This is a genomic window from Streptomyces sp. NPDC102514 (assembly GCF_055584525.1).
On record NZ_JBVJLW010000001.1, the window covers coordinates 948,629 to 975,321 of the forward strand.

Here is a 26,693-nt window from a genome sequence, read left to right on the forward strand (position 1 = left end):
CCCCTACTTGGCCCGCCTGGACCTGGAGTCGTCGACTGCCGACGTCCTCTACACGCCGCGGACCGGCCGTCAGCTCGCCGAACCGGCCTGGACCGCGGACCGGTGGGCGGTCGTCGAGGCGACCTGCAGCGACCGCGGAGTCGTAGCCGGCGAGGTCGTCCTCGGTGGCCCGGAAGGAACTCCGGTACACCTCGACACCCAGGGAGTGGCCGTGTCGTCCCTGCGCGACGCGGCACAGGGACAGTTCGCCTACGCGGGACTGCGCGGGCTGATGACCGCGATCGGGCGCGTGGACGCCGGAAAGGACTCCACCACCGAGGTCTGGTCGTCCGCGGAGACCTTCGACGGACAGACAGCGCAGATCCGTATCGACGCCACAGGGCGGTTCCACGGCTTCCTTGAGTCCTACGGAACCTTTCCGCGCCTCGTCACCATCGACACCGACGGCACGCAGGTCCGTACCGTCTTCGACCCGGCACACGGCGGGACGGCGTTCGTACGGGAGCGGGCCGGAACGATGCAGGAGGTCTCCTGGACGTCCCCGGACGGGCAGGAGATCGAGGGACTGCTGGTGGTTCCCGACGGCCCGCCGCCCCACCCCCTGGTCGTCAACGTCCACGGAGGCCCCGTATCCGCGTGGCGCAACCGCTGGGGCATCGCCTCGGGGGAGCGCTACCCACTGGCACCGGTCCTGGCGTCGGAGGGGTATGCCGTCCTGCATCCCAATCCGCGCGGGAGCCACGGCCGCGGCGAGGCGTTCGCGCGTGCCGTGCTCGGTGACATGTTCGGCGCGCCGGTGGGGGACCTGCTGAGCGGAGTCGACCACCTCGTGGCCCAAGGCGTGGCCGATCCGGAGCGCATCGCGGTGACCGGTACCAGCTACGGAGCTGTGATGAGCCTGGTGCTGCCCGCCGTCGACCGGCGCTTCGCAGCGGCGATCGCGGTGTCCCCGGTGAGTGACTGGGTCAGCCAGCACTACACGTCCGACATCCCACGGTTCGACGAACTCTTCCTGCAGGACAGCCCGTCGGCCCGGGACAGCAAGTACTTCCACCAGAGCCCGCTGTTCATGATGGGGCAGGCCCGCACCCCCACCCTGGTGACCGCGGGCCTGCGCGACAAATGCACGCCCCCTCAGCAGGCCGTCGAAGCCCATCAGTCCCTGCTGCGCAACGGCGTCGACACCGAGCTGGTCCTCTACCCCGCCCAGGGGCACGGAGTGAAGGGCTTCCCCGAGACCACGGACTACCTGGGCCGGCTCCTGGTGTGGCTCCAGCGCCACCTGCCGACGACGTGAGCCGCGGGACGTCAGGCTTGTGTGCCGGGCTTCTGCCGCAGGCGGGTGGCCAAGGTGGTGGCGAACTCCTCGGCGCGGGCGAGCTGGACGCGGAGTTTGTCGACCTGCTCGGAGGCGGCCCGCTCGTAGACGCGGATGCGGTCGATGAGCGCTTCGCGCTCGTCGTCGGTGAGGCCGGCTTCGTTGTCGAGGCGGTCGGTGGCGTCCAGGAGGTCGCGCATCTGGTCGAGGGTGAAGCCGAGAGGTTTCATACGGCGGATGACCATGAGTCGCGTGACGTCGGTTTCGGTGTAGAGACGGAATCCGCCCTGGGAGCGGGCGGAGGGGATGACCAGGCCGGTTTCCTCGTAGTGGCGGATGGTGCGGAGGGACAGTTCGGTCCGCGCGGCGACTTCGCCGATCTGCATGTGCTGGTCGTCCACGCCCGTGGTCCCGGCCCTTCTCGTCGTGGCGGTATGCGTCCTGTGCCACCCCACCAATCTCTACTCTAACGTTAGGGTAGAGTTGTTGATGAGGGTGGCCCGGCCACCCCGCTGCTGCCGTTCCGGGGCCGATGGCGCCCCCGGCGAAGTCCCGATTCTTGCAGGAGAGAGCGTGCGCGAGCCCACGACGCCCGTCGCCGCCGCTGCCTGCCCACCGTGACCCTGCGCCCCTGACGGTGAGCCGCCGGCGCCGAACACGCGCGCCGGGCTCCGGCTCCGTCCCCCCACCCCTCGACCTCCGACCCGTCCTGCGGGTCGTCCGCGTGGCGCCGGCCCGGCAGCCCGCGGTCCTTCCCGCACGCCCCGGTCCGCTGTGGGACGTGCCTGAGCACGACAGGTACGCATCTCCTTGTCCACCACCGCACCAACTCCTGCCACACGGCTGCGCGGCCTCAAGCCCGAGTGGCTGAACGACCCGAAGGTCTGGCGCACCGAAGTGCTGGGCGGCCTTGTCGTCGCGCTCGCGCTGATCCCCGAGGCGATCTCGTTCTCGATCATCGCCGGGGTAGACCCGGCGATCGGTCTGTTCGCGTCCTTCACCATGGCCGTGACCATCTCGATCGTCGGCGGCCGGCGCGCGATGATCTCCGCCGCCACCGGCGCAGTCGCCCTGGTCATCGCCCCGCTCAACCGCGAACACGGCCTGGGATACCTGGTCGCCGCCGTCATCCTGGCCGGCGTCATCCAGATCGTTCTCGGCACGCTGGGAGTGGCGAAACTGATGCGCTTCGTCCCTCGGTCGGTGATGGTCGGCTTCGTCAACGCGCTCGCCATCCTGATCTTCATGGCCCAGGTCCCGGAGATGCACGACGTGCCCTGGCCCGTCTATCCGCTGATTGCCGGCGGGCTGGCGCTGATGGTGTTCTTCCCGAGGATCACCACCGTGGTCCCGGCCCCGCTGGTGTCCATCGTCATCCTGACCGTCATCACCGTCGCGGCCGGGATCGCGGTGCCGACCGTGGGTGACAAGGGCGACCTGCCGTCCTCCCTGCCGGTGCCGGGGCTGCCGGATGTGCCGTTCACCCTCGACACACTGACGACGATCGCCCCGTACGCCTTCGCGATGGCGCTCGTGGGTCTGATGGAGTCGCTGATGACGGCCAAGCTGGTCGACGAGATCACCGATACGCACTCCTCGAAGACCCGTGAGTCGATCGGGCAGGGCGTCGCCAACATCGTCACCGGCTTCTTCGGCGGCATGGGCGGCTGCGCGATGATCGGCCAGACGATGATCAACGTGAAGGTGTCCGGCGCCCGCACCCGCCTGTCGACCTTCCTCGCGGGCGTGTTCCTGATGGTGCTGTGCATCGTCTTCGGGCCGGTCGTCTCCGACATCCCCATGGCCGCCCTGGTCGCCGTCATGGTCATGGTGTCGTTCGCGACCTTCGACTGGCACTCCATCGCACCCAAGACCCTCAAGCGCATGCCGGTCGGTGAGAGCGCCGTCATGGCTGTCACTGTGGTCTGCGTGGTCGCCACGGACAACCTCGCCATCGGTGTTGTCGTCGGCTCGATCACCGCCATGGTCATCTTCGCCAAGAGGGTCGCCCATCTCGCCCGTGTCACCGCGGTCACCGGCCTCGACGGCAGCACCGTCGTGTACTCCGTGACCGGCGAGCTGTTCTTCGCCTCCTCCAACGACCTCGTCGGCCAGTTCGACTACGCGGGCGACCCCGACAAGGTCGTCATCGACCTGACAGCGGCCCATATCTGGGACGCCTCCTCCGTCGCCGCCTTGGACGCCATCGAGACCAAGTACAGGCAGCGCGGAAAGACGGTGGAGATCATCGGCCTGAACGACCCCAGCGCCGACCTCCACGGCAAACTCACCGGCGAATTCGCAGGCAGCCACTGACCGGCCGGAGGGACCGCCCGAGACCCCAGCCGTCGAAACTGCGTACGACACCACAACAGGTGCCGTACGCACGGCAGTTGTCGTGGGAGGGGTGGCCGAGGTCGTAGCGTGTGCTCATGCCTGAACGCACGTACACACTCCACCCACTTCCCTCGGCTGCGGCCTTTCCGTACGGCTTCCACGAGGGCCCCGACACACAGTTGTCGGCGCTCGACGTGGACCCCACGAGGCAGGATGCGCCGACGCAGCACGAAGGGCTGGAACCCGCGGCCGAGAAGTGCTGGCACATGTGTGGCCCGATACCGGTGGACGCGGTGGTTGCGATGGGGCCGTGGCGGTGACGGGTCGCCGCGCGGCATGGCGGTGGGCCGTGACGGTGTGGCTGATCCTCGTGGCAACCACAGGCGGGCTGACGCTGTGGTTGCAGGACTCGGGGGAGTCGCAGCGACACGGTGGGAAGGGGCCCGGCCCGACACCGTCACTCCCCGACGCATGGCAGTCGGCGTGCGCCGACGTCACGCCGGACGAGAACGGCCAGATGCTCTGCTTCTACAGGACTCGCTAGAGCTGCGATACGCGGCCGGTACCACGGCGGCCAGGACGGCTCTCACGCGACGGGAACGGCCAGAGGTTCAAGCAGTGTGCGATCGCCGTCGAAGCCGTGCTTCAGTGCGGCCGCCGTGTCCTCGTGCGGGGTTCCCATGCGGACTGCGCTGACCTGGTCCAGATGCTGAAAGTGCTGGTCATCGAGTACGAGTTGGAGCGAGCGCAGGTACTCCTCCAGCTGAGTCAGGGTCCGAGGGCCGACGATCGGGATCAGAGCGGTGTGGGCTTGTCCGGCGCGGTGGCGGAGCCAGGCCAGGGCGACCTGGATGGGGCTCGTACCGTTCTCTTCGGCGATCGCGAGCACGGCGTCCACGACGGCGGTGCGCTGCGCGGTGCCCTCGATCGTGTCGCCGCGAGCGCTCAACCGGCCCTGTTCGCCCTGCCGGTACTTGCCGGTGAGCAGCCCTCCGGCCAGCGGGGAGTAGAGGAACGCGCCCAGGCCGTGTGCCTGCGCCATCGGCAGCAGTTCCCGATCGGCGGAGCGTTCGGCCAGGCTGTACTCGGTCTGGATGCCGACCACTGGGGCCAGGCCGTGCAGGTCCGCCCGCACCGCGGCGCCGGCGACGCGCCAGGCGGGGAAGTTGGACAGGGCACCGTGGAGGATCTTGCCGGAGCGGATCAGGTCGTCGAACCCGGCCAGGATCTCCTCGATCGGGGTGGTCCCGTCGGGGAAGTGCGGCATGAAGACGTCCACGTAGTCGGTGTCGAGCCGACGCAGGCTTGCCTCCAGGGCGCGGACCATGGTCTTGCGGCTGTTGCCGGTGGTGCCGGGGCGGGGGTGCTGCTGCCGCGTTCCGCTGTACTTGGTGATGACGACGAAGTCGTCCCGCCGGCCGCCGAGCAGCCCGCCGAGCACGGTTTCGGCTTGGCCGTCCTGGTAGAGGTTGGAGGTGTCGAACGTGGTGCCGCCGGCGGCGACGAAGGCCTCGAAAATCTGCCGCGAGCCCTCGGGGCCCGCGCCGGTGTCCGACAGGCCGAAGTTCGCCGTCCCGAGCGCGTACTCCGAAACGCGCAGTCCGGTCAGCCGGCCGAAGGTCCGGTAACGCATGGCAGCTCCTGGTGTGTGGTGGTGCGGTAGGCTCGCCCACCGTAACAAAGAAAAACGAGGGGTCACTCTTTTTTATGCCGAAGGTCAGCCAGGAACACATGGACGCCCGCCGTCGACAGATCGTGGACGCCGCCCGGGCCCGTTTCGCGAGCCACGGTTTCGCCCGCACGTCCATGGCCGACATCGTCGCCGAGTCGGGGCTCTCGAACGGGGCCATCTACCGCCACTTCACCAGCAAGGACGAGATCGTCGTCGCCGTGTGCGAACAGGGCAGCGAGGCGTTGCCGAAGGCGCTCACCGCCGAGGCTGTCGAGGGCTTCCTCGAACACGTACGTGTCCGTGCGCGTGAGACGGGCCATGCCCGGCTGGTGGCCCAGATCTATGCCGAAGCGGCGGTGTCACCGCAGCTGGCGGCCGTCGTGCGACAGCAACTCGCTGCCATGAGGGCGGCAGTGGCCGAGTTGGTACCGGATCGGCGGAAGCAGCACGCCGAGGAGATCGCCGAAGGGTTCGCGGCCGTGTGCATCAGCTACAGCCAGCAGCTCGCCATCCGCGGCGACTTGGACCCGGCGCCCTTCACGGTGGCGCTGATGGCAATCGTCAAGGGGTAGCCGAGAACCGATTCATCGGCTGGTTTCGGGCGGCCTCGTCGAGGCCTCCGGGCGCCCTGGCCGGCGGCCGGGTGATGGCACCGCCGCACGGTCCGAGGCGCCCGGCAAGGCGTCCGGCAAAGCGCCTCGTGGCGTTGCGTACGACCCCGAGCACAACCATGCGCGGGTCGTACTCCGACTTGCGATGCGTCTCGCCGGACACCGCGGTCCGATCCTCCACGATCCAGAGGGAACGCAACTTCCTAGGCCAGCAGGGCGCCGAGGAGCAGGCCGCCGATCAGGCCGACAGCGCTGACCACGAGGGCGGGCACGGCGAGTCGCTCGTGTCGGACGGTCTTGGCGATGATGGCCAATATCACGCCGATCACACCGAAGACGATCGGGAAGAAGAGCAGTGAGATCACACCCAGGACCATCGCGATGATGCTCAGCATGTTGCCGGTCGCCGTGCCCTGCGGTGCACCGTGGGGCTGCTGCCCGGTCGGTCGGTCGCCATACTGCGTGGTCATCTGTCTCTCCTTCGCATGATCGCGCTCGAACCCGATCTCGACACGGATCGGCCTCCGTACGGTTGCCCTCGATTTCCGTATGAACACGGCGACTTGAGTCGCGGTCACCGTGAGCGCGGCGGTCCAAGGGTTCAAGATGGTGTTGCGTTCGATGGTCACGCGAGGGCTGGTTTGCCTGGCTGCAAGCCCTGCCGGCCCGGCCTGGTCGTCAGTCGGTGTTGGGCCTCCTCTGGTTCGGGTTCATTTTCTAGCCGTTGCCGACGGTCAGGAGGCCGAGGCGGGTGGCGAGCCGGGTGGGGAGGTCCAAGAGGCGGACGCCCTCCTGTTCCTGGGGGTCGGTCCTGGCGACCAGGCAGACCATGTCCTGGTCGCCGGTGTTCACCGGCATGTGCGGGGTGTCGGCCGGGATGTGGATGTAGTCGCCGGCGTGCAGGGTGACGTGTTCGGTGAGGTCCGGGCCGTGCCAGACCTCGACCTGCCCGGACTGGATGAAGATGGCCGACTCGTGTCCCTCGTGCAGGTGAGGGCGGCCCCTGCTGCCGGGGGCCATCACCAACTGGTGGAGGCAGAGAGCCAGGGCGCCGGCTGACTGGGCGCTGATGCCGGTGGCAAAGGTGCCGCCCTGTACACCCTGGTAGCTTCCGCTTCGTACTACTGTGCACTGCTTTGGGTTTGTCACCTCCGCAGTACAGCAGCGGGCCCGGAGCGTTCGAGCAGTTCACGCCAGCGTGGAGAGCGGCGTTACGGCGGGCCTATGCGCAGACGTTCTGCTTGTGAGTGGGCTTCGGCTTTGGGGTGAGGGTCACGCTGGGACTCGGATCCGGGCTGGGACTCAGGTCGGGGCTGGGGCTGGGGTACGGGTTCGGGTAGAGATCCGGACTGGGTGGGGGAGCGGTGGTGGGCGTGGGTTGGGGGAAGTCCGCGGGGCAGCCGGTCCGGCCTACGTAGTAGACGCACATGCCCGGCCGTATGCCCGGCCGCAAGGCCGGTCGTTGCCGCATTCCTGCTGTGAGAGCCGGGTGCTGGGCCTGTCGGTCGTACTCGGTCGCGAGCGAGTACTGCGTGGCGGTGGCGGCGGTGTACGCGGCTGTGCACACGTGAGGGCTGCTGGCGTCCAGAGCGAGGATCAGCACGCCCGCCAGGCTCATGGCCGCCAGTGTCCGGCCTGCTTTGGCGAGGACCCGCGCTGTGACGTGGCCGGGTCCTGCCGGTGGTGGCGCCGGTACAGCTGCGGCCACGGGGTCGGGCTCGGATGCAGGTTCGGGTTCGGGTTCGCGGGGACGGTCCTGCGAGCCGTCCGCTTCGGCTGATTGCAGATCAACTGGTGCCGGTGCCGGTGACGGTTCGTCGGCCGACGTACGGGCGGGGGCGGGCCGGTGTCGGCGCGACCGCAGTTCGGCGATGGCACGCCACTGCTCGTGCCAGGGGGCGAGGTCGGGATGGGTGCGGTCCGGGGCGGGGCAGGGCTGGCCGTACGGGTCCCAGGACATGAGGGTGCGCACAAGGGCGATCAGCTTGTCGAGGCTGACGTAGCGGCCGTTGAACGCGGCGTGCTGGGTCGCCGGCGGCAGCGGCACCGCATCGCCGAACAGCTCTCTGGCCCGCGCCTGGATCCTGCGCAACGGGGGATCACCCCGCTGCACCTTCAACCGCCGTAGCGCCTGCGCCTGACGTTCCAGCTGCTGTTCATACAAGCTCGCGCCCTCAGCGCCCGCTACGCCCTGAACGCTCTCAGCGCCCTCGGCCTTCGTGTCGTGCTCGCCCACCGTCGCCCGTTCCCCCTCCAGCTGTGCTGAGCAGGCTAGAAGGGCGGCGGTGGGACAGCACCGAACTTGGCCGAACAGGCCGCCGATATGACACAGGGGCAACGCTGCGTTCGACCAGGTAGGAAGAGTGTTCACCTGCACCGGCGAGTTGATCGGGTGTCATCGGATCTGTTCGGCCCGCGCCCGGCGTCGCCCAGCCGGGCGGGACGGTTGCGCCATGAGCAATCCTGAGCCCGTCCACCCCGTCCCGGCCGCCCGCCCCGATGCCGCCGTCCCGTCCGAGCCCACAGGCCGGTCCGGCCCCGTACCCACCCCCGGTACCGAGCCGTTCGTGTCCCTGCACACCGCCGTCGTCCTGCTCGCGGCCGTGGTCATCGGCTTGGTGATCGCCACTCTCACCGTTCTGTCCGGCGTGCACCCGGCCGCCGCGGCCGTCGCCGGACTGACCGCCGCCGGCGCCGGCACCACCGTCCTTCGCACCCTCATCCGATGACAGAGCCCGCCGGGCCACGAGCCGCTGACGCTGCCGAACTGGCCATGGGCCGACCGGGTACGCCGCAGGGGTCACCCGCGACATGGTGGCCGCCGATGCCGATGCCGACGCCTGCAGTAGGCGTGGCACCGGCGAGCAGGTCCGGAAAGAGCGCTACGACGTCGGCCGGTCGAGGGAACGCCCGCGTCAACCGTGCCGACGTACCCCTGCCGTCTTCCTGGTCACTTGCGCCAGAAGAGGTGGTGGGTCATGCCGCTCGGGCTGGGCACGATGTCCAGGTGGAAGCGGTCCAGCAGTTGGTCGGGGGAGTCCCACAGGCGTAGCCCGGATCCGAGTTTCACCGGCGCGACGGCCACGTGCAGGGTGTCGACGAGGTCGGCGTCGAGGAACTCCCGGACCGTGCTCACGCCGCCGCCGAGTCGTACGTCCTTGCCCTGCGCGGCCTCCCGCGCCTGTGCCAGCACCGTGGCGGGGTCGCTGTCCACGAAATGGAACGTGGTGTCGGAGAGCGTGAAGGACGGACGCGTGTGGTGGGTCAGGACGAACACCGGCGTGTGGAAGGGCGGCTCGTCACCCCACCAGCCGCGCCACTCCTCGTTCTGCCAGGGACCGCGCTGGGGTCCGAACTTGTTTCGGCCCATGATCTCGGCGCCGATGTTGTGGGTGAAGTCCCGGGTGAAGTAGTCGTCGAGGCCGCGGCTCCCGCCGGGGTCGGTGCGGTTGGGCCAGTGTGCCGTGGCGCCGGCCCACGCGAAGAGCTCGCCCGGATCGATGTCGTGGCCGAAGGGCCGCTCCAGGCTCTGGTCCTCGCCTGCGGCGATGCCGTCGCTCGAGATGGTGAAGTTCTGCACGCGCAGTAGTTGATCCATGTCTTCCCTCATCAGGTCCCGTCGTCTCCTCGTACGGTGATGTGTCCTACACCAGAGCGTCGAACGGGACGCGGACGGATCGACAGTGGCCTCGAAATTCTTCCAAAGAGTGCCCCACGCGACCGTTCTCGGGGCCGACGGCTCGCCGGTGCCACCGCTTGCGGTGGCACCGCAAGCGGTGGGCAGGCCAGGGGCTCGGCCACCGTCACCGGACACCGAGCGGGTGACTACGAGCGCTGGTCCTTGTCGGGCTGATAGGGAACGTTGCCTCGTCGCGGTTCGTGCCGTCGGTGATCCACCATCGGTCTTCGCCGAGAAGGGCCAGTTCCGCGCGGCCGTCCCCGTCCCAGTCGTGGACGGCGAAGAGCGTGCCGTCGCGCGGGCCGTCGTCACCCGGCGAGGAACGCTTGGTGGCGCGCCAGGGCTTCGACCCGAGCCCGTGCTCGGAGCCGCCCCGCAGCACCTCGATCCGCGCGTCCCCGGTCTCCTTCTTCTTGGTGAGCTGTACGGCCAGGTCGTCGCAGCCGTCGCCGTTGAAGTCCGCGGCGGCGAGCACGGCGCCGAAGCCCTCCTTGTAGTCGCCGCCGTCAATGGTGATCCACGTCCCCGGCTGCTTCCCGTAGCGGACGCTGACCTGCCCCCGCCGGTGGGGTGTGTCGATCTCGTCGTCGCCGTCGACGAAGCTCCGCCCGATGGCGATGTCCTGCCGCCCGTCGCCGTCGAAGTCGCCGAAGACGACGTTCTCGCCCTCCGGCAGCCGCTCGGGCTCTTTGCTCAGACCGGAGGCGGTACGTGCGCCGCCGGTGAACAGCAGGGGCGGATCCCACGGGGAGTCGTAGAGCGCGAGATCGGTGGCGCGGTCGTCGTTCGCGTCCCCGGCGACCAGTACGGGTGACGCGCCCTCATTGACCGGGCTGGGGATCTCCACGGTCCGGGCGGGGGCGCCGGAGCGCTTGAACGGCCCCTTGAGGACGACCAGTTCCTGATCCTCGTTCGAGAATCTGAAGACCGCCAGGTCCAGGTGGCCGTCCGCGTCGAAGTCGCCGGCGATCGGCGCGGTGCTGTATCCGCTGCCCGGCAGGGGGACGCGCCCGTGCGGTCCGTCGGCCTGCGGGCCCTCGGTGCCGCCCCACACGATCTGGGCTGCGCCGCTGACGACGAGGTCGGCGTGGCCGTCCTCGTCCAGGTCGGCGACCGTGGGCTGCCACGACTCGTCGCCGTTGTAGATCTCGTCCGGCACGCCGAGGTCTTCCTGGGTGAGGACGGTCGTCCGGTCGTGGTCCGGACCGTGCTCGGAACCGGGCACGACGACCACGTCGACCTTCATGTCCCGAGGAGAGATCTCGTGCACCAGATCGACGAAGCCGTCCCCGTCGAGATCGGGGCCCGCGGGCGTGGCCGCAGCGGTCGCAGCGTCCTCACGCGCCGAATCGGCTGCTCTGCAGGGGCTGTTGGGCACCGAGCGCGGGCCGTCGGACGGGCGAAGGACAAGGAACGCCACCACCGCCACCACCACAAGGGAGACGGGTACGGCGTGCCATAGGCGCAGGTGGCGGAAGAACGGACCGCCTGCTGTCGGAAAGCGCATCAGCCCACTTCACGGGCGTGAACACGGCCCGCACAAGGAAGTGGATCATTTTGTTACGGGGGTGATGCACGTCGGCCTGCCCCCCCGGTCCCGGCCTCACGGGGACGTACGGTCGCGAGGCCGCCGGCCCGGGAGGGGTGTCGAGCAGGTCGTCCGGCGCGCCGTACGTCGACGTGCACAGCGCCTCTCCCGCCCTTCGTACTCGCGTCGGCGGCAGCCCCTCGGTCATCAGGTCATCACCATTGCCGCCGGCAATGCACCTCGCTATGTTAATTGGGAATCACATTCCTGCTACACGACACAGCACGCTCGGAGCATGCAACCGGCGGACGCTGGGGCCCGACCCGGTTCCGTCCCCCTCGACGGGAAGCAGGTAAGTCAATGGAGAATCTCAGCAGGAGAAGGGCGCTGTCCCTCGGTGTCGCACTCGGCCTGGTGGGTGTGGCGAACCCTGCCGGGGCGTTGACCCCGTCGGGTTCGACGGGCTCGGCGGCGGGCGCCGCCGCGGGGACCGATCCGGCGTGGATCTGGGACGACGCGACGGACCCTCTGATGGTCTCGATGCTGGAGAACGGCCACGTGCCGACGATCAACACCGCGTGGGCGTCATGGGTGAACAACAACGACCCGCTGCCCAGCGGCCTCCCGGACGTGTTCGCCGCGCACCTGCGGCAGTTCAACCGGCTGCCTTCCTGGGCGGACCGCACCAAGCTGGCCCGCGCCGCCGACTTCAACCGGCGCAGGGACACGTACCTCTTTATGCTGTACGGCCTCGGCAGCGGAATCATGAGCACCGTGATCCCGCGCGAGGCCAAGAGTGTCTACTGGTCCGCGGGCGGCGCCGACATGCAGGACCGCGCCGCCAAGACGTTCACCTTTGGCTACGACCTGTCCCAGCTGAAGGCCTTCGAGCCGACGGGGCAGTTCGTCGTCACCGCCAACAAGACGCGCGTCGTGCACGCCGCGGTACGCCATCTGCTGCCGCAGTCCCCGCACTGGAAGGCTGTCGCCGACGAGACCGTTCCGATCAGTGCCGCCGACATCCTGGTCACCTTCCACAGCCTGGGCACCTTCGTGTACAGGAAGTTGCTCGACTGGAAGATCCCGTTCCCGGCCGCGGACCAGGAGGCGTTCCTGCACTCGTGGCAGGTCGCCATCCACCTGCTCGGTGTGCCGGACGAGCACATTCCCCAGACGTGGGCGGCCGCCGAGAAGCAGGCGGCGCAGGTGCTCACCCCGATCCTCACTCCCTCCACCGAGGGCATCGCGCTGGCCGAGGACCTGCTGGGCCTGACCGCGCAGATCGACCTCGGCGTCACCCGCGGCTTCCTGAATGAGTTCGTGCGCTACGTCCTCAACGACCAGGTGGGCGACTGGCTGGGCCTGAAGCGCGACTACGCGTCGGCCGCCCTGGTCCGTACTGCCTGGCCGGCGTTCATCCTGTTCCGCGAGGGCCTCTCGCCCGTCATGCCCGGCACCTTCTACGTGTTCGACCAGTTCGTGCGCGCCCTGGCCATGCTGTTCCTCAACAAGGGCTCCTCCGGGACCACCACCCCCATCACGATCCCCACCGGCAACCGAGCGGGCTGAGCCGTCGATTTCCGGCGGCTGTTCAGAGCCCCAGTGCGCCCAGCATCAGGGCGGTCACGGCCGCACGGTGGTCGGGGCTGTCCCGCCACCGCAGTCCGCGTCCCGCCTCGACGACCACTCCGAACCCGGCGTGCACCAGCACCCGGGCCTGGCGCGGGTCCAACTCGGGACGGACCAGCCGCAGTTCCTGTTCCCAGACGGCGATGTGGTCCCGCTGGGCGAGGGCCACGGGTTGGCGCAGTCCGGCCGGCAGGCCGGCGAGTTCGGCCTCGGCGACGCTGTTCAGTTCGGTGTACTCGAAGCTGTAGGCCACATAGGTCGCCGCCAGTGCGACGACGGACTCGTACGGCCCCGTGACCTCGTGCAGGTTGCGCTCCACACCTTGGGCCAGCAGCCCGGCGGCCTGGAGGCATGCGGCTGCCAGGATGTCGATCTTGCCGGGGTAGTGGCGGTAGAGCGCGGACGGGGTCAGCCCCACGGCCTCGGTGATCTGTCCGTTCGTGACGCTGGCGAATCCGTGCCGGGCGAACAGCGGGATGGCGGCCGCGAGGATCTCCGCGCGTCGCGTGCGCGGCACCGGCCGGGCGGGCAGATCGATGTGGTGCGCGCCGGGCCGGGCCGAGGCCGGATCGCTCGCCGCCACGCCCGACGCGGACGCCAACAGCAGCTCCTCGGCCCGGCGTTGGGCGATGGAGGTGTGGTGCATCGTGATGGATCCGATCGCGCCGAGGGCTGCCGTGGCCCGCAGTCGGTCGTCGGCCAGCGGGTGTTCGCGTTGTACGGCGTCATCGACCCGCTCGACGAGGTGACCGAACTTCGCGGCGAGACGGTGTCGGTCCTCGCGGCTGAGGTACCGGGCCTCCCAGCGGTACACGCCGCCCGACGCGCGATGAGCGACGGTGATCCGGGTGATGGCTGTGAGCACGTCCGCCAGGGCCGCCCCGGGCGGCACTTCGTCGAGTGCGGCGACCAGCCCGTCCACCATGACGTCGGCGCACTCGGCGAACAGCGCGTATTTGTTCGGGAAGTGCCGGTACAGGGCGGCTGCGGAGATGCCCACACCGGCAGCGACCTGTTCCATGGACGCCGAGTGGTAGCCGCGCTCGCTGAAGACCCGCCCGGCCGCCTCGACGATGAGCTGTCTGCGGTTACGGGGCCGAGCGGCCGAGGTGCGGTCGGCGGTCTCGGCCGAACGGGCGGACGGGGAGGCGGAGGCCATGCGAATCAGTCAATCACACGACGTCAGAAGCCGGGCTCCCTCGACGCCGCCTGCGCTGCCCCAACCGTCCGAGCCGCCCGACCCGCCCGCACAGCCCCACCGTCACCGCGGCAGACGGGCGGGCAGGAGGGGGCAGAGGGGCGGGCAGGCCGGAGCGGTTCGTGTCAGGCGAAGGTGAGGACCGGCTTGACCGCACCGCCGTCGCCCATGGCGGCCACGGCCGCGCCGATGTCCTCGAAGGGGAACGTGGTGACCAGCCGGTCGAGCGGGAAGAGGCCACGTTCGTAGAGACCCACGAGTGCGGGTATGAAGCGCGCGGGGTCGGAGTCCCCCTCGATCACTCCGTGCACCCGGACCCCCTTGGCGAGCAGGCCCATCACGTCGAACGTCACCTCCCCGCCGAGACCGAGCAGGACGACGTCGCCGCGCGGGCGCAGCGCGCCGACGGCCCGGCGGGCCATCTGCGGACGGCCGGTGGTCTCGACGACGTGGTGCGCGCCACCGCCGGTGAGATCGCGGAGCGCCGCCAGGAGACCGTCCCCGGGTGCCAGGGCTGCCTTGGCGCCGAGCGCGGTGGCCAGGTCGCGGCGGGAGGCGACCGGATCGACGGCCACTACCGGGTCGCAGCCCACGGCCACCGCGGCCATCAGCGCGCTCAGGCCGACCGCGCCCGCGCCCAGGACGACCAGCGACGAGCCCGGTTCGGGCCGCAACCGGTTGAGGACGGTGCCCGCACCGGTCTGACCGCTGCAGCCGAGCGGCGCGGCGACCGCGTCCGGCAGGCCGGCCGGCACCCTGATCACACCGCGCTCGTGGACGACGGCGTACGTGGCGAAGCTGGACTGGCCGAAGAAGCCGGCGTGCAGGGGTGTGCCGTCGAGGGACAGCGGGGTTGTGCCGTCCGCGCGTCCGCCGGAGAGGTTACGGGCCCGCGCGGCCCGGCAGTAGGCAGGGTGACCCGCCGTGCACTGGTCGCAGGTGCCGCAGCTGGCGAAGGTGAGACAGACACGGTCCCCGGGTGCGAGGCCGGTCACCTCCGGGCCCACCATCTCGATCCAACCGGTGCCCTCATGGCCGAAGACCATCGGGGTGAGGTGATGCGGCCAACTGTCCCGCATCCCGAGGTCGGTGTGACAGACGCCGACCGCGGTCATCCTGACCAGCACCTCGTGTGCCCGCGGGTCCTCAAGGTCCGCGGTACGGACGGTGAACGGGGCGCCCGGCGCCCCGGTGACCGCGGCGCGGACGCGTCTCACGCATGCTCTCCGGCATGCGCGCCTGTGCCCGCGGCCTCCGGGACCCGCTCCAGGAAGAAGTAGTAGAAGGGGCCCTCCTCGGGGACCCCCTTGGCATGCATGATCCCCATCAACGTGGTGTCGTCCACCTGCTTGAAGTGGTCGAAGACCGGCTGCCCGTCGTAGACCATGGTGGCCGTCGTCTCGCCGCGGAACTCGACGGTCCACAGGCTGGCCTCGCCTTTGCCGAGTTCGCGGTTGGAGTACAACCGACCCGCCGCGTCACGGCATATCAGCGGCTTGACGTCGTGCACGGAGGTGAACGTCTTGCCGTACCAACCGGCCTTCTCCAACTCACCGTTGAGAGGGTGACCTGTGTTGAACTCGCCGCCCTTCCACTCCCCGAGTATGTCCTCGGGACGGACGGCGGCCAACGCCGCCCAGATCGTGTCGAGTTCGCGGGCGTCGACAGGGCCGTCCTTCTCCCGAAGCTCCTGGAACCTGGCGCGGACCTCAAGACTGTCCATGCGACATGCCCTCCTTGGTCTGCTTAGCGATCGATCAGTAAAACTCGAAATCTGGTGCGCTTCTTGATGCTCATTGCCTGCCGCGGTCGCTCTAAGGCCAGTATTGCAGCGGGAGTTGATCGACGGCACCCCTGGGTCGAAGTTCTTAGCGAACGCTCAGTAGGTATCGGATTGCGCTGATACCCCGGCGTCGGGATGGCAAGGACGAGAGGGCGTGACTCTGAGTGTCGTCAAAGAGCCCTGCTCACGTCCGAGGGGATGCGGCGGTGGCGGCTTCTGGTAGAACCGACCGGGCCGAGCCCTTTCGGAGCCAGCCCCATGACTGCTTGATCGGATAGTGGTCCGTCCACTGCCCCGGACTATCCCCCTGGAGCCCGCTTTGTTTCCACGTGCAGCTTGTGCTCGACGCGTGTCCCTTCTCCTGGCGACCGTGTTTGTGGCCTCGGCGCTCACCGGCTGCACGTTGATGGATCTCGCCCGGGACTGTGAGGGGACCGACGCTCAGGTCGAGGAGATGGCGGCGCTCGACATCCTTGGTTCCCGGCCCGGCGAGGCCCGCGTCGCCCGTGGGTTCGAAGAGGTCGACGCTGGCTGCTGGTCGGACAGCGGCGACGTCGTGGTGTCCGCCGAGCGGACGTACGCCTATCCCGGCACACGGGCCGAAGTAGCGGCGCATTACCGGGCAGCAGCGCAACAGGACGGATGGAGCCTGGACCTCGACGCTCTCCTCGACGACCTGAGCTTCGTCAAGAAGACCATGAACCTGCAGATCGTCTTCTTCACCGCCGAACTTCTCGCGGAAGAGGGCCACGGAAACCACCCCGACCTCAGCACCGGTGCCGGTTACTCGATCAGCGCCGAGTCGTACGCCTAGCAGCGCCGAGCCGGTCTGTGAGAGGTCGACGTCGAAGAGCCAAGCCCAGATCGGAGGGTGACTTCGCGCGGGCCATTGAAGGGAGCCAAGGACAGCACGGTCCTTGATGTCCGCAGCCCGTCGTTCTGCGTGAAGAGCGTCCGCGCCGCGTCGAAGGGGACGTAATCGGAGGTCACCAGCGAGACCTGGTCGCAGAGTGCACGGATCGTGTCCGTCATCTTCTCGTCGCTGTCCGGTTCCGTGCCCCAGGTGTCCCACAGCAGCGTCTCGACCTTGTTCAGCGCCGCGAGGTCGATCCGGATGTCGTGCGCGACGAACCACTCCCCGCACATCGGCCCCTCCTGCGGTGGGTGCAGTCCGAAGGCCTTCGGGTCCGCGTACTCGGTGACCACGTGGTCGGAGTGGAATCCGTTCGAGCCGAAGTAGTCGGCGAAGCCGGTTCGCAGGCGCGCTGGTGTGCCCGCGTGCCGCAGGAACGAGCAGTACAGCAGCGCGAAGTCGCGGCAGACGCCGACGAAGCGGTCACGGACGTCACGCCGTTGCGTCAGCGGGGCGGCGTCCCGCTCGATAATGATCCGCAAGATGTCGTCGAGGTAGCGCGTCTCGGCATCGTTGTGCAGGCGGTCCTGCGGGATGGCACAGCCGAACGGTTCGCCTTCCAACTGATGAAACATCAGGTTCCGTGCCATACAGGCGAGTTGAGCCGGATCATTCGGTAGGTCGGCGTAGAGCGGGGCGAGGTCGTTGGGGTCGGAGAAGGCGCTCTGCGCGGTATAGAAGGCGGCAGTGTCCGGTGCGAGGTGGGCAGATGGCATGGCTGGACCCCCAGAAGGCATCGGCTACGCGTTCGCTTGCCGGGCCGGCGGCCTCACCGTGTCAAAATCTCCGCGTAATTGTCCAGGCGACAGAATCCCCACGGCCCGCCGACCGTGGGGACAGTGTGCGTCGTCAGTGTCCGGCGACGACGCCCGAGAGCTCGTTGGTGCTCTGGGGCAGGGTGACGGAGGTGATCTCCTTGCCCGTCTCCAGGTCGATGGCGTGCAGCTCCTTCTTGTTCGGGTCGGAGACGTAGGCCGTGCCGCCGCGGACGAACAGGGTGGGCCGGGGCTGCTGCCAGTCCAGCGGTTCCTGCCACGTGCCGACGACCGGGATCTTCTTCTTGGTCTTCCCGCTCGCCGGGTCGATCACATGGACCGCACCGTCCGTGCCGAGGACGAGTGCCTCACCCTCCGGACCGCGGGCCAGGGAGCGGAAGGAGTAGCTGGTGCCCAGGTCGACCAGGCGCAGCTTCTTCTTCTCGGTGTCGATGAGGGAGATACGCGTGGGCCGCTCCAACTCGGCCTCCGCGTCGGTCTTGTAGTCACCCAGGAGGACCGGCGAAGCGTCGCTGCCGGCCTGGTTGCCGATACGGCCGTAGTCGTCAGGGGCGTCGACCTTGCTGAACTTGCCGTCCTTGTAGATGAGTATCCCGTCCTCGCACCCGACGCCGATGGCCTCGTTCTGTGCAGCGGCCTCACCGTGCACTCCAGGGCACTTCTCGTAGCGCGCGAGTTCCTTGTTGTCCTTGTCCAGGACCAGTGCACCGGTCCGCTTCTCCTCGGTGCCCAGGGTGCTGAGGAGTTCGCCGTTGGCCAGCTCGATGGCGACACCGTGGTGCGCCTCGGCGGAGGCGTAGGTGCGTCCCTGCGGCTTCTTCCCGCTGCTCAGATCGGCGGGGTCGAAGACGTTGACCTCTCCGGTGCCGTCGGTGAAGAGCACCGTCTTGCCCGCGTGACGCACGACGTGGCCGGGCTTGGAGCCCTTGTACTCGATGTCGGTCAGGGCCTGTCCGGCCGCGTCGAGCACGCGGAAGCCGGCGTCGGTGGAAACGACCACGTGGTCCTCGTCACCGGCGGGGTTGACCCGGTTGAAGCCGGGGAGGTCGATGGTCTTGCGCAGTTCGAGGCTCTCGCCGTCCAGGATGTACAGCCCGCCGTCGAAGCTGGCCACCAGCGGTTGCTTCACCGCGGTCGCGGGCTTCGTGCTCGGGGTCCCCTCGGCCTTGGCGTCGGAGGAGGCCTTCTCTTCTCCTCCGCAGGCACTCAGAACCGTGGACACCGCCAGGGCGAGTGCTGTGCCTGTGAGGGCTCTGGTGCGTATCGATTTGTTCATTGTTGTTTCCCTTTCTCGCCGCGCGGTGGCGGCAGTGGCCGCGGTGGCGGCAGTGATGCAGGACGGTTTCGGCCGCGTCGGCCGGTGGACGACGTGGCGCGGTGGTCGACGTGGTGTGGTGATGCGGACGGTGCGGTGGTGGGGACGGTGACGTGGGGGAGTCAGCCGACCGTCAAGCCCTCTTTCAGGCGTCGGTCAGGCCTTCGGCCAGGTCCGAGGTCAGGTCATCAGCCAGGCTCTAGGTCAGGCCGTCGGTCATGGCGGTGGTGTTGGCGCGCATCATCCGCAGATAGGTGTCGGCGCCCTCGCCCTTCGCGGTCAGCGACTCCGAGTACAGCTCGACGACTTGGACTCGGCCGCCCAGTTCCGTACGCAGGACCTCGGCGAGCCGAGTTGGCTGTGAGGAGTCGGCGAACACGGTACGTACGCCCGCCTGTTGCATCGCCACAGTGAGCGAGCGCAGGTCGGAGGAGCTGGGTGAGGCCAGCGTCGTGCCGCTGGGGATCACCGCACCGATCACCTGGAAGTCGAAGCGGTCGGCGAGGTAGCCGAAGACGTGGTGGTTGGTCACCAGGGCGCGCCCGTCCTCGGGGATGCGGTCGAAGGACTTCTCCATCCAGGTGGTCAGGTCCGTGAGTTCGTCGCCGTAGCGGTCGGCCCGGGCGCGTATCACGGACTCGTCCACGCCATCGACGTGCTCGATCACCTGGTCGGCCATCAGGCGCACGGCCTTGCGTACCCGGTCCGGGTCGGTCCAGAAGTGTGGGTCGGGTTGTCCTTCCTCGTCGGTGGGACCACCGTCGTCGGCTGTGTGGAAGGTGAGCGGGTCGACCGCCTCCCCGGCCGCGAAGGTGGCGACGCCTGACTCGCGGGCGGCGTCCACATGGCGCAGGACGTTCGCCTCAAGTCCCAAGCCGTTGTAGACGACGAGGTCGGCCCGTTCCAGCTCGGCGGCCTGCACCGCCGACAGGCCGAAGGAGTGCGGGTCGGCGTTGGGCTTCATCAGAACGGTCACGTCGGCCTCGTCACCCACGATCTCCCGCGTGATGTCGCCGAGGATGTTGGTGGTGACCACGATGCCGGGCTGATCCGATTCGGCCGTACAGCCGGAGACGGCGGCGACCGTCATCAGGGCGAGCAGGCCGACGCTGAGACTGCGCAGTCGTGCCACGTACACCCGCACGCGCTGCTTCCGCCCGCGCTGCTTCCTCCCGGTCCATTTCATCGGCCGGTCTCCGCCATGAGGACCGGCTCGATGTCCAGGTCGAAGGAGCGTGCCAGGCGCAGGCTGTCGTTGTAGTCGATCTCGTACACCTTCTTGCCCTGGGCATCGTTGACGTAGGCGCGGCTGCGGTCGACCTCGATCACGGGCGCGCTGTCGTCGGTGCCGGCCGGCTTCTTGCCGGTCAGGAGCTGCTCGGTCCGTGCGATGTGCTTTCCGGTGGCGATGTCGTAGCCGTGCAGCGAACCGTCGCTCTCCAGGACGAGCAGGGGAGATCCCTCTCCGGCGGTGGAGGCGGCGACGACGGGCCCGGTGTCGACGCGGGCCCAGGTCTGTTCCGTGACGTCGAGAACCCAAACGGCGTCGTCCCCGGCCGCTGCGGTGAGGGTGTCGCTGCCGGGCCGCTGGCGGAAGGAGGTGGCCCGTTCCTTCGTAGGCACGTCTCCGCTGTAGGGGATCTTCTCGGCGGTGAAGTCACCGTCCTCGGCACGGACGAGCAGAGCGCCGTCGGCGCAGCCCAGGACGACGCCGCGTCGGGTGACGGCGTCACCCCTGGGGGTTTCGCATTCCGCGTCCGGGGAGGCCACGCGCTTGCCCTTGCGATCGAGTACGACGAGCTGTGCGGCGTCGCCTTCGTCGGCGAAGGCGAGAAGGTGTTCCTCGAAGGGCACGACGGCGCCGGTGTAGGTGCCCGGCAGTGTCCGGGAGGAGGCGATCTCGCCCTTCTCCAGCTTGCTCCGGTCGTACAGGATGCTCTTCCCGGCCGTGTCGGTCACCGCGGTCACGACGACGTCGCTGCGCACCTGCGCCCGGCGGCTCACGGGGAACTCGCCGACGTTCCGAGTGGCCGCGCTGTAGTAGTGGACATGGTCCCCGTGGTCCACCGTCCAGGCGCCGCTGTCGAGCACGTGCGTACCGTCGGAGGTCTGGAGGTAGCCGAACCTTCCGTCCGTGCCGAGCCGGTTCGCACCTTCGATCCCGGCCGTCTTGTGCACCTTGCCGGTGATGAGATCGAGGACCCGGCTGTCACCGCTGGCGGGGTCGTTGAGGATCAGGCGGGACTGCTGTTCGGCGGCCTCCTTCGCCCCCTCCACATACCCGTGCGCTGTGGGGGACGAGGAACTCGCCGCGGGTCGTGCGTCGTTGTCCTTCTCCCGCGCGCAGCTCGTGGCGAGCAACGCGGTGAGTACCAGTGCGGCCGAAGCCCACGGAGTGACGTTTCTGCGGACGGTCATGACGATCGCTCAGGCTTCTTTCAGTTGGCTTCGAGGGCGGGAACGGGGGCGGGGCGGGCAGCGCGGTGGCGCAGGCCGGACGCCATGTGCGAGAGGAAGAACAGGCTCACCGCGAGGGCCGAGACGGTCGCGCCGGCCGCGGTGCCCAGATGCCAGGACAGCAGCAGGCCTCCGAACGTGGCGGCGGCGCCGAGGAGCGCCGCCCGGACCATGACTCCGTGGACGCTGCGCGCCCAGGGCAGGGCCGCGGCCGGCGGGGCGATGAGCAGGCCGAGGACCAGCAGCGTTCCCACGATGTGGAAAGAGGCGACGATCGCGAGACCGAGCAGACCCAGCAGTACGGCGTGGGCCAGGCGTGGCCGCAGCCCGAGGGTCTGGGCCTTGCGTGGGTCGAACGCCAGGGCCAGGAAGGCGCGGTGGCCGAGGACCGACACCACCAGTGCCGCGCACAGTGCCGCCGCGAGCAGGAAGAGGTCCTGCTGTCTGACGGCGAGGACGTCACCGAAGAGGAAGCCGGTCAGGTCCACCGCGAAGGACTGCGACCGCGACACGATGATCACGCCGAGCGAGAGCATGCCGACGAACAGCAGGCCGATCCCGGTGTCCTGGGACAACCTCCGCGTACGTCCCAGTGCGGTGACCCCCGCTGTCATGACGGCGGCGCTGGCCATTGCGCCGACCAGCAGATTTCCGCCGAACAGTGCGGCCAGCGCGACCCCCGGCAGCAGGCCGTGGGACATGGCGTCCCCGAGGAAGGCCATCCCCCTCAGCACCACCCAGGTGCCCGCCAGCGCGCAGATCGCGGACACCAGGATTCCGCCCCACAGGGCTCGCTGCACGAAGGTCACCTCGAACGGGGCCGTCAACCATTCCATGCGGGGACACTACAATGAAAATCATGTTCAAAACACCTCGCCAGTCACCCACCGCACCCCCGACGCAGACCCCGCACGTCCGCTTCACCAACCTGCACGCCGGCTATCCGGGACGCCCCGTCCTCCGGCAACTCAGCGCGGAGATAACGAGGTTGACCATGACAGCACTCGTCGGACCGAACGGCAGCGGCAAGTCGACCCTGCTCGGCGTGCTCGCCGGTGTGATCCATCCGACATCCGGCGAACTTCATCACGCAGGGGAACGGCAACCCGCGTTCGTGCCTCAGCGCGGAGCCGTCGGCGACAGCCTGCCGCTCACCGTCCGGCAGACCGTGGAGATGGGGTGCTGGGGCAGACGCGGGCCATGGCGCCGACTGAACCGCCGGGACCGTACGGTCGTGGACGCCGCGCTCGACCGGCTCGGCGTCGGCGACCTCGCCTCACGCCAGCTGGGCGAACTGTCGGGCGGACAACGTCAACGCACCCTCATAGCCCAGGGGTTGGCGCAAGAGTCGGACCTCCTGCTCCTCGACGAACCGACCTCGGGCCTGGACCCGGAGGCCAGGGAACGCATCGAGACGCTGCTGACGGCGCTCGTCGCCGACGGGGTGACAGTCGTCCAGGCCACACATGACCTGGAGGTCGCACGCAGGGCAGGCGCCTGCCTCCTGCTCCAGGACGGCCGCCTCGCCGGACAAGGCCACCCCGAAGACGTACTCACCGAGTCGGCGCTTGCCCGTATCTGGCAGACGCTCTGAGGGAGCGAGTCGAGGGCCATGCGGGAGCGGGTCCGGCTGCGGGCCGTGGACGGCCTCAGCTGAGCGCTGGTCAAAAGGCTTGGCGCCGGTCAAGAGGCTTGGTGTGAAGCCGAGTTGGGGTGGTGAGCGCTGCTGCACGGCCAGGCTGCGTTTTCGTTCGCCGGTGTTCGGATGGTGCCGTGCCGGACGCCGCGTCCCTATCGTTGCGCCATGACGGATGAACAACGACCCGCGCAGGTGTTCCCGAACCGTTTTCCCGAGGCAGTGGACTCCCGCTCCGGGGTGTCGCAGGACTACTGCCACTGCTTCAGCCCGGTCCGGGTGAGTTCCCCCGGCGCGAGGACGTCCTTCCATGCCGAGATCCAGGACATCAGTGCGCCGGGCTGGCTCCGGTTGCTGGAACTGATCGAAGAGGCGGCGGCCGACGGGCGGGAGGAATTCCGTCCACTGCCGGAGCTGAGTCCTGAGGAGCGGCGGCAGATCGTGACGCTGCCGGCGTCGATCGCTCGGCTGACGGCAGTGCGGACCCTTGTACTGTACGGAAGCAACCTGGTCCGGATACCTCCGGAAATCGGCAACATGACAAGCCTGGAGGAGTTCAGCCCCTACACCTCGCGACGGCTGCACTGGTTCCCGTACGAGATCACGCGGTGTACTCGGCTGGCGAGCAGCACGGTGAGTACGCGCTCGATCTACGGCAACTACAAGTACCGGTCGCCGTTCCCGCGGCTCCTCCCGCCCGGCGACACGGTCCTGGACCTAGAGACCCTGGCTCCCACCCGCTGGGGCACCACCGCGGCCCCCACCTGCAGTGTCTGCACCGGGCCTGTCCCAGCGACAGGCCCGCACCAGGCATGGCTCTCCCGGGCGGTGGCGACCGACGTTCTGCCGATGCTGGTCAACGCCTGTTCCCAGGAGTGCCTCGACACTCTGCCCCCTGGGGCGAAGGGCTACATCCCCACACCTCACCGGGGCGGCGCGATCGAACAGCCTGCGCCGCGTTGACCGTCGTTACCCGGGCCCTGAGTTCTGACGGCAAAGCAGGCAGGTCTAGGTCCGGGTCGGTGGTGCACTCATCGCCGCCGTCAGGAACGTGATCGCCCACTGCCGGGCCGCCTCGCCCGCCACCGGGGACGCGCAGCCGGGGGAGGGCTGCTGGTGGGCGTCGAGGCGGTCGACGGCCGTCACGGCAAGGATCCCCCGCATCCGGAACCACAGCTCCTCCGGGGGAAGGTCGGGCAGTACGCCCGCGAAGGCCGCGAGGTAACGCTCGCGGACCGCGGCCTCGGTTGCGCCGGTCCAACTGCGTACCTCCTCGGCCGGGTCGCTGAGGATCGTCACGATCAGCCGGGAGGTGCGGGCGCCGCCCTCGTCACCGGCGGGCATCTCGTCGAACAGCGGCCCCACGAATGCCTCCACCAGTTCGCTGACCGGTGCGTCGGGGGTCCGGGCGAGCAGTTTGTCGAGCCCGGTGCACTGGGCGGCGTTGATGGGCTCGATCACGCGGCGGGCGACCGCGGCCATCAGCTCCGCCTTCGAGCCGAAGTGGTAGCCGACGGCGGCCAGGTTCGCGCCGGCGAGTTTGGTGATCGCGCGCACCGAGGTGCCGCGGTAGCCGTGCTCGGCGAAGAGGTGCTCGGCCGCGTCGAGGATCTGGGTGCGGGTGTCTGGGGTCGCCACACGAGAGACTCTACATATGTTTGAATGAAACGAACGTATGATTCAAACGATCGTGTGAAAGAGAGCTGTCATGAAGCTGCTCGTGTACGGCGCCGGGGTCGTCGGCACCTTGTTCGCCGCCCACATGCACAAGGCCGGCCATGACGTCTCGCTCCTTGCCCGGGGTGAGCGCCTGACCGCGCTGCGCCAACACGGAGTGCGGCTCGCGGAGGAAGACGGTTCAGCTGTCGAGCTAGTACCGGTACCGGTGGTCGCGCACCCGGACAGCGGGTACGACCTGATCGCCGTCCTCGTCCGAACCTACCAGGCGGATGCAGTGCTGGAATCGCTCGCCGGTGTTCAGGGCGACGTGCTGTTCCTGCTCAACTGGGCGGGCGGACCGGAGGCACTGGGCGCGGTGATCGGCCACGAGCGGGTACTGCTCGGCTTCCCCGCGACCGGCGGCACGATGGACGGCGACGTGGTCCGCTACCGCAGGACCAACTTCGTCACCCGCCGGGTCGCGATGCCGATCGGCGAGCCCGACGGCCGTACCACCCCGCGACTGGAACGAATAGTGGAGACGTTCCGTACTGCCGGGATCAACGCCAAGGCCGAGCCGCAGATGGGAGCCTGGCTCAGGACACACGCCGCGTTCGAGGTCCCGCTCGGGCAGGCGGTGCACGCTGCGGGCGGCCCGACAGCGCTGGCCGACGACCCGGACGCGGTCCGCGGCATGCTCCACCTCATGCGGCAGAACCTCGCCGCGATGGAGACGCCGCCGGTACCTCGCGCGTTCGCCGCGTTGCGGACTCTGCCGCAGGGGTTCCTCGTCGCCGTGCTCCGACGTTTCCTGAAGAGCCCGACGGCCGTGCACAGCGGCCTGAGCGACTCCTCACCTGCCGCAACGGCCGAACTCAAGCGGCTGGCGCAACAGCTTGGTGCTGCTGCGGGGGCTCGCTGACTTGCCCAGGCAGGCGAACGAGCGTTCAGCTTAAGAGCTCGAAACACGATCCTGTGCCCTCCCCAGATTCTGTATCGCTGACATACGACTGCCGGCGCGCTCGCGATACTCAAGGCATGGACAGCTACGAGGGCACCGTGACGCTTGAGTGGTGGGCCAACCGATGGACGTGTCTGGGCAGGCTCCGTGTGCAGGTCGCGGTCCGTGCCGCCGGAGACAACTGGATGTTTGAGGCGACCCTCGAATCTCCCCTTGCCGCGGAGGAAAGGGAAAGCTTCGACTTCCTGATGCAGCTCGATCCGCACTTCACCCTGCGCTTCGACGACGCGAGCACGCTGCTGGTCGAGGTCGTCGAAACAGGAGTCGAGGGACGGCTCATTCTCACCGCAGCCGAGGCGGACGTCGCGAAGCCGACTGGAACCACGCACGCACCGCACCAGTAGCCCCAGGTTCTCTCAAGTGGTGCTGCGTCGCCCGTGGTTGCTTGGGGCGCGATGCACTGCGCGGACCGGAATCTTGCCCAACGTGACTGCGTCAAGTCCTGTTCCTGAAGAGGCTGTTCGGCGCGGCTCCGGTGAGAGGTCCTGCGATCCGCGGTTTGCCGGTGGTATTTGGCGTCGCTGGCGCGGGGTGGTCATGTCTAGTCTGGCGGCATGGCGTTGGTGTGGGTGACGGGCAATTCAGACGCTGGTAAGTCGACGGTCGGTGGGGTGTTGCGGGCGCGTGGCTATGTTGCGCTCGACGCCGATGATGATGGTTTGAGTCGCTGGATCGACCGGGCTTCGGGGGAGGTCGTGGTGGATCCTCCGGATCCGGTGCCCGAGGGGTGGCTCGATCGATACGGATGGGCGATTGTCCGCGAGCGGGTCGAGGTGCTCGTCGAGGAGTCTCGTTCCCGGGTCGCGTTCTTGTGCGGGTCGGCGGAGAACGAGGCAGATGTCCGCGATCTTTTCGACCTCACAGTTTGCCTGGTCATCGACGAGGACACGCTCCGTCACCGGCTCGCGACCCGCACCACGAACACCTTCGGCCGACATCCCGAAGAACTCGCAGCGGCCCTGAAGTGGAACCCTTTGCTGCAGTCGATCTACGAGAGCAGTGGAGCGACGGTCATCGATGCGTCCAGGCCGCTGGCCGAGGTGGTGGGCAGGGTGCTCGACGCGGTTCAGGAACTGACGGGGGCTGCCCGAGACTGCTCATCGGACCGTGACGGTCAAGGTTCCGCGTAGACCGGACCGTTCCGCGAGTGTCCAATGGCGA

The 26,693-nt window shown here is 68.8% G+C and carries 28 protein-coding genes; 12 read left to right on the forward strand and 16 right to left on the reverse strand.

The window, feature by feature from the left end:
• Nucleotides 1-7 precede the first annotated feature (7 nt).
• Nucleotides 8-1,297: an alpha/beta hydrolase family protein gene (locus ACZ60E_RS04205; RefSeq protein ID WP_469437870.1), complete on the forward strand. Its 1,290-nt coding sequence runs from the start codon at nt 8-10 to the stop codon at nt 1,295-1,297.
• An 11-nt stretch (nt 1,298-1,308) separates the two neighbouring features.
• On the opposite strand, the gene ACZ60E_RS04210 is transcribed toward ACZ60E_RS04205, so the two are convergent.
• Complete coding sequence (locus ACZ60E_RS04210; RefSeq protein ID WP_469437872.1) at nt 1,309-1,719, reverse strand: MerR family transcriptional regulator; 411 nt, start codon at nt 1,717-1,719, stop codon at nt 1,309-1,311.
• Nucleotides 1,720-2,128: 409 nt separating this feature from the next.
• Between ACZ60E_RS04210 and ACZ60E_RS04215 the strand changes: the two genes are divergently transcribed.
• A complete protein-coding gene (locus ACZ60E_RS04215) occupies nt 2,129-3,634 on the forward strand; it encodes a SulP family inorganic anion transporter (RefSeq protein WP_469437874.1) in 1,506 nt (501 codons plus the stop codon).
• Between the two features lie 116 nt (nt 3,635-3,750).
• Nucleotides 3,751-3,975, forward strand: a complete 225-nt coding sequence (locus tag ACZ60E_RS04220; RefSeq protein ID WP_469437876.1) for a hypothetical protein — start codon at nt 3,751-3,753, stop codon at nt 3,973-3,975.
• A gap of 266 nt (nt 3,976-4,241) precedes the next feature.
• On the opposite strand, the gene ACZ60E_RS04225 is transcribed toward ACZ60E_RS04220, so the two are convergent.
• Entirely contained in the window at nt 4,242-5,288 is a 1,047-nt protein-coding gene (locus ACZ60E_RS04225; protein ID WP_469437879.1) for an aldo/keto reductase, read from the reverse strand.
• A gap of 74 nt (nt 5,289-5,362) precedes the next feature.
• Here ACZ60E_RS04225 and ACZ60E_RS04230 point away from each other — a divergent pair, with 74 nt between their 5' ends.
• Nucleotides 5,363-5,899 carry a TetR/AcrR family transcriptional regulator gene (locus ACZ60E_RS04230; RefSeq protein WP_469437881.1) on the forward strand — a complete coding sequence of 179 codons (537 nt, stop codon included), beginning with the start codon at nt 5,363-5,365 and terminating at the stop codon, nt 5,897-5,899.
• A gap of 242 nt (nt 5,900-6,141) precedes the next feature.
• Here the strand turns inward: ACZ60E_RS04230 and ACZ60E_RS04235 are convergent, their stop codons facing one another.
• The 3 genes from ACZ60E_RS04235 to ACZ60E_RS04245 form a co-directional block, all read right to left on the reverse strand.
• A complete protein-coding gene (locus tag ACZ60E_RS04235) occupies nt 6,142-6,408 on the reverse strand; it encodes a hypothetical protein (protein ID WP_469437884.1) in 267 nt (88 codons plus the stop codon).
• 247 nt (nt 6,409-6,655) lie between these two features.
• Nucleotides 6,656-7,087 (reverse strand): cupin domain-containing protein, encoded by a 432-nt coding sequence (locus ACZ60E_RS04240; RefSeq protein WP_384797873.1) that lies wholly within the window; start codon nt 7,085-7,087, stop codon nt 6,656-6,658.
• A 73-nt stretch (nt 7,088-7,160) separates the two neighbouring features.
• The gene (locus ACZ60E_RS04245; protein ID WP_469437886.1) at nt 7,161-8,102 is read right to left on the reverse strand and encodes a hypothetical protein; all 942 of its coding nucleotides are present in this window, start codon (nt 8,100-8,102) and stop codon (nt 7,161-7,163) included.
• 289 nt (nt 8,103-8,391) lie between these two features.
• Between ACZ60E_RS04245 and ACZ60E_RS04250 the strand changes: the two genes are divergently transcribed.
• The gene (locus tag ACZ60E_RS04250) at nt 8,392-8,667 is read left to right on the forward strand and encodes a hypothetical protein (protein ID WP_469437888.1); all 276 of its coding nucleotides are present in this window, start codon (nt 8,392-8,394) and stop codon (nt 8,665-8,667) included.
• Nucleotides 8,668-8,888: 221 nt separating this feature from the next.
• Here the strand turns inward: ACZ60E_RS04250 and ACZ60E_RS04255 are convergent, their stop codons facing one another.
• Together ACZ60E_RS04255 and ACZ60E_RS04260 are read right to left on the reverse strand one after the other, a co-directional pair.
• Complete coding sequence (locus ACZ60E_RS04255) at nt 8,889-9,536, reverse strand: dihydrofolate reductase family protein (RefSeq protein ID WP_469437891.1); 648 nt, start codon at nt 9,534-9,536, stop codon at nt 8,889-8,891.
• Between the two features lie 205 nt (nt 9,537-9,741).
• Complete coding sequence (locus ACZ60E_RS04260) at nt 9,742-11,124, reverse strand: FG-GAP repeat domain-containing protein (RefSeq protein ID WP_469437893.1); 1,383 nt, start codon at nt 11,122-11,124, stop codon at nt 9,742-9,744.
• Between the two features lie 381 nt (nt 11,125-11,505).
• On the opposite strand from ACZ60E_RS04260, the gene ACZ60E_RS04265 reads away from it, so the two are divergent.
• Nucleotides 11,506-12,714, forward strand: coding sequence for an oxygenase MpaB family protein (locus ACZ60E_RS04265; protein ID WP_384797888.1), 1,209 nt, complete (start codon nt 11,506-11,508; stop codon nt 12,712-12,714).
• Between the two features lie 22 nt (nt 12,715-12,736).
• Here the strand turns inward: ACZ60E_RS04265 and ACZ60E_RS04270 are convergent, their stop codons facing one another.
• The 3 genes from ACZ60E_RS04270 to ACZ60E_RS04280 all read right to left on the reverse strand — a co-directional run bounded on the left by ACZ60E_RS04270 (nt 12,737) and on the right by ACZ60E_RS04280 (nt 15,695).
• A complete protein-coding gene (locus tag ACZ60E_RS04270) occupies nt 12,737-13,933 on the reverse strand; it encodes a TetR/AcrR family transcriptional regulator (RefSeq protein ID WP_469437896.1) in 1,197 nt (398 codons plus the stop codon).
• A 164-nt stretch (nt 13,934-14,097) separates the two neighbouring features.
• Nucleotides 14,098-15,189 (reverse strand): NAD(P)-dependent alcohol dehydrogenase, encoded by a 1,092-nt coding sequence (locus ACZ60E_RS04275; RefSeq protein WP_469437898.1) that lies wholly within the window; start codon nt 15,187-15,189, stop codon nt 14,098-14,100.
• Nucleotides 15,186-15,695 (reverse strand): DUF4334 domain-containing protein, encoded by a 510-nt coding sequence (locus ACZ60E_RS04280; protein ID WP_469437901.1) that lies wholly within the window; start codon nt 15,693-15,695, stop codon nt 15,186-15,188. The genes ACZ60E_RS04275 and ACZ60E_RS04280 overlap by 4 nt, the downstream gene beginning before the upstream one ends.
• A gap of 409 nt (nt 15,696-16,104) precedes the next feature.
• On the opposite strand from ACZ60E_RS04280, the gene ACZ60E_RS04285 reads away from it, so the two are divergent.
• A complete protein-coding gene (locus ACZ60E_RS04285; protein ID WP_469437903.1) occupies nt 16,105-16,569 on the forward strand; it encodes a hypothetical protein in 465 nt (154 codons plus the stop codon).
• On the opposite strand, the gene ACZ60E_RS04290 is transcribed toward ACZ60E_RS04285, so the two are convergent.
• The 5 genes from ACZ60E_RS04290 to aztB all read right to left on the reverse strand — a co-directional run bounded on the left by ACZ60E_RS04290 (nt 16,566) and on the right by aztB (nt 22,052).
• Entirely contained in the window at nt 16,566-17,384 is an 819-nt protein-coding gene (locus tag ACZ60E_RS04290) for a transglutaminase-like domain-containing protein (RefSeq protein WP_469437905.1), read from the reverse strand. The two genes, ACZ60E_RS04285 and ACZ60E_RS04290, sit on opposite strands and share 4 nt — an antisense overlap.
• Nucleotides 17,385-17,517: 133 nt before the next feature.
• Nucleotides 17,518-18,720, reverse strand: coding sequence for a zinc metallochaperone AztD (gene aztD / locus ACZ60E_RS04295; RefSeq protein ID WP_469437908.1), 1,203 nt, complete (start codon nt 18,718-18,720; stop codon nt 17,518-17,520).
• A gap of 238 nt (nt 18,721-18,958) precedes the next feature.
• The gene (gene aztC, locus ACZ60E_RS04300; protein WP_469437910.1) at nt 18,959-19,945 is read right to left on the reverse strand and encodes a zinc ABC transporter substrate-binding protein AztC; all 987 of its coding nucleotides are present in this window, start codon (nt 19,943-19,945) and stop codon (nt 18,959-18,961) included.
• Nucleotides 19,942-21,177: a hypothetical protein gene (locus ACZ60E_RS04305; RefSeq protein WP_469437913.1), complete on the reverse strand. Its 1,236-nt coding sequence runs from the start codon at nt 21,175-21,177 to the stop codon at nt 19,942-19,944. The genes aztC and ACZ60E_RS04305 overlap by 4 nt, the downstream gene beginning before the upstream one ends.
• Nucleotides 21,178-21,197: 20 nt before the next feature.
• A complete protein-coding gene (gene aztB / locus ACZ60E_RS04310) occupies nt 21,198-22,052 on the reverse strand; it encodes a zinc ABC transporter permease AztB (RefSeq protein WP_469437915.1) in 855 nt (284 codons plus the stop codon).
• Nucleotides 22,053-22,066: 14 nt separating this feature from the next.
• Here aztB and aztA point away from each other — a divergent pair, with 14 nt between their 5' ends.
• Both aztA and ACZ60E_RS04320 read left to right on the forward strand, forming a co-directional pair.
• Nucleotides 22,067-22,810 carry a zinc ABC transporter ATP-binding protein AztA gene (gene aztA / locus ACZ60E_RS04315; protein WP_469437917.1) on the forward strand — a complete coding sequence of 248 codons (744 nt, stop codon included), beginning with the start codon at nt 22,067-22,069 and terminating at the stop codon, nt 22,808-22,810.
• Between the two features lie 210 nt (nt 22,811-23,020).
• Nucleotides 23,021-23,815: a leucine-rich repeat domain-containing protein gene (locus ACZ60E_RS04320; protein WP_469437919.1), complete on the forward strand. Its 795-nt coding sequence runs from the start codon at nt 23,021-23,023 to the stop codon at nt 23,813-23,815.
• A gap of 45 nt (nt 23,816-23,860) precedes the next feature.
• Here ACZ60E_RS04320 and ACZ60E_RS04325 read toward each other — a convergent pair whose 3' ends face one another.
• Entirely contained in the window at nt 23,861-24,490 is a 630-nt protein-coding gene (locus ACZ60E_RS04325; protein WP_469437922.1) for a TetR/AcrR family transcriptional regulator, read from the reverse strand.
• Nucleotides 24,491-24,560: 70 nt separating this feature from the next.
• On the opposite strand from ACZ60E_RS04325, the gene ACZ60E_RS04330 reads away from it, so the two are divergent.
• The 3 genes from ACZ60E_RS04330 (at nt 24,561) to ACZ60E_RS04340 (ending at nt 26,662) form a co-directional block, all read left to right on the forward strand.
• The gene (locus tag ACZ60E_RS04330) at nt 24,561-25,433 is read left to right on the forward strand and encodes a ketopantoate reductase family protein (RefSeq protein ID WP_469437924.1); all 873 of its coding nucleotides are present in this window, start codon (nt 24,561-24,563) and stop codon (nt 25,431-25,433) included.
• A 116-nt stretch (nt 25,434-25,549) separates the two neighbouring features.
• Complete coding sequence (locus ACZ60E_RS04335) at nt 25,550-25,876, forward strand: hypothetical protein (RefSeq protein ID WP_469437926.1); 327 nt, start codon at nt 25,550-25,552, stop codon at nt 25,874-25,876.
• Nucleotides 25,877-26,086: 210 nt separating this feature from the next.
• Nucleotides 26,087-26,662, forward strand: coding sequence for a hypothetical protein (locus tag ACZ60E_RS04340; RefSeq protein WP_469437928.1), 576 nt, complete (start codon nt 26,087-26,089; stop codon nt 26,660-26,662).
• Nucleotides 26,663-26,693 lie beyond the last annotated feature (31 nt).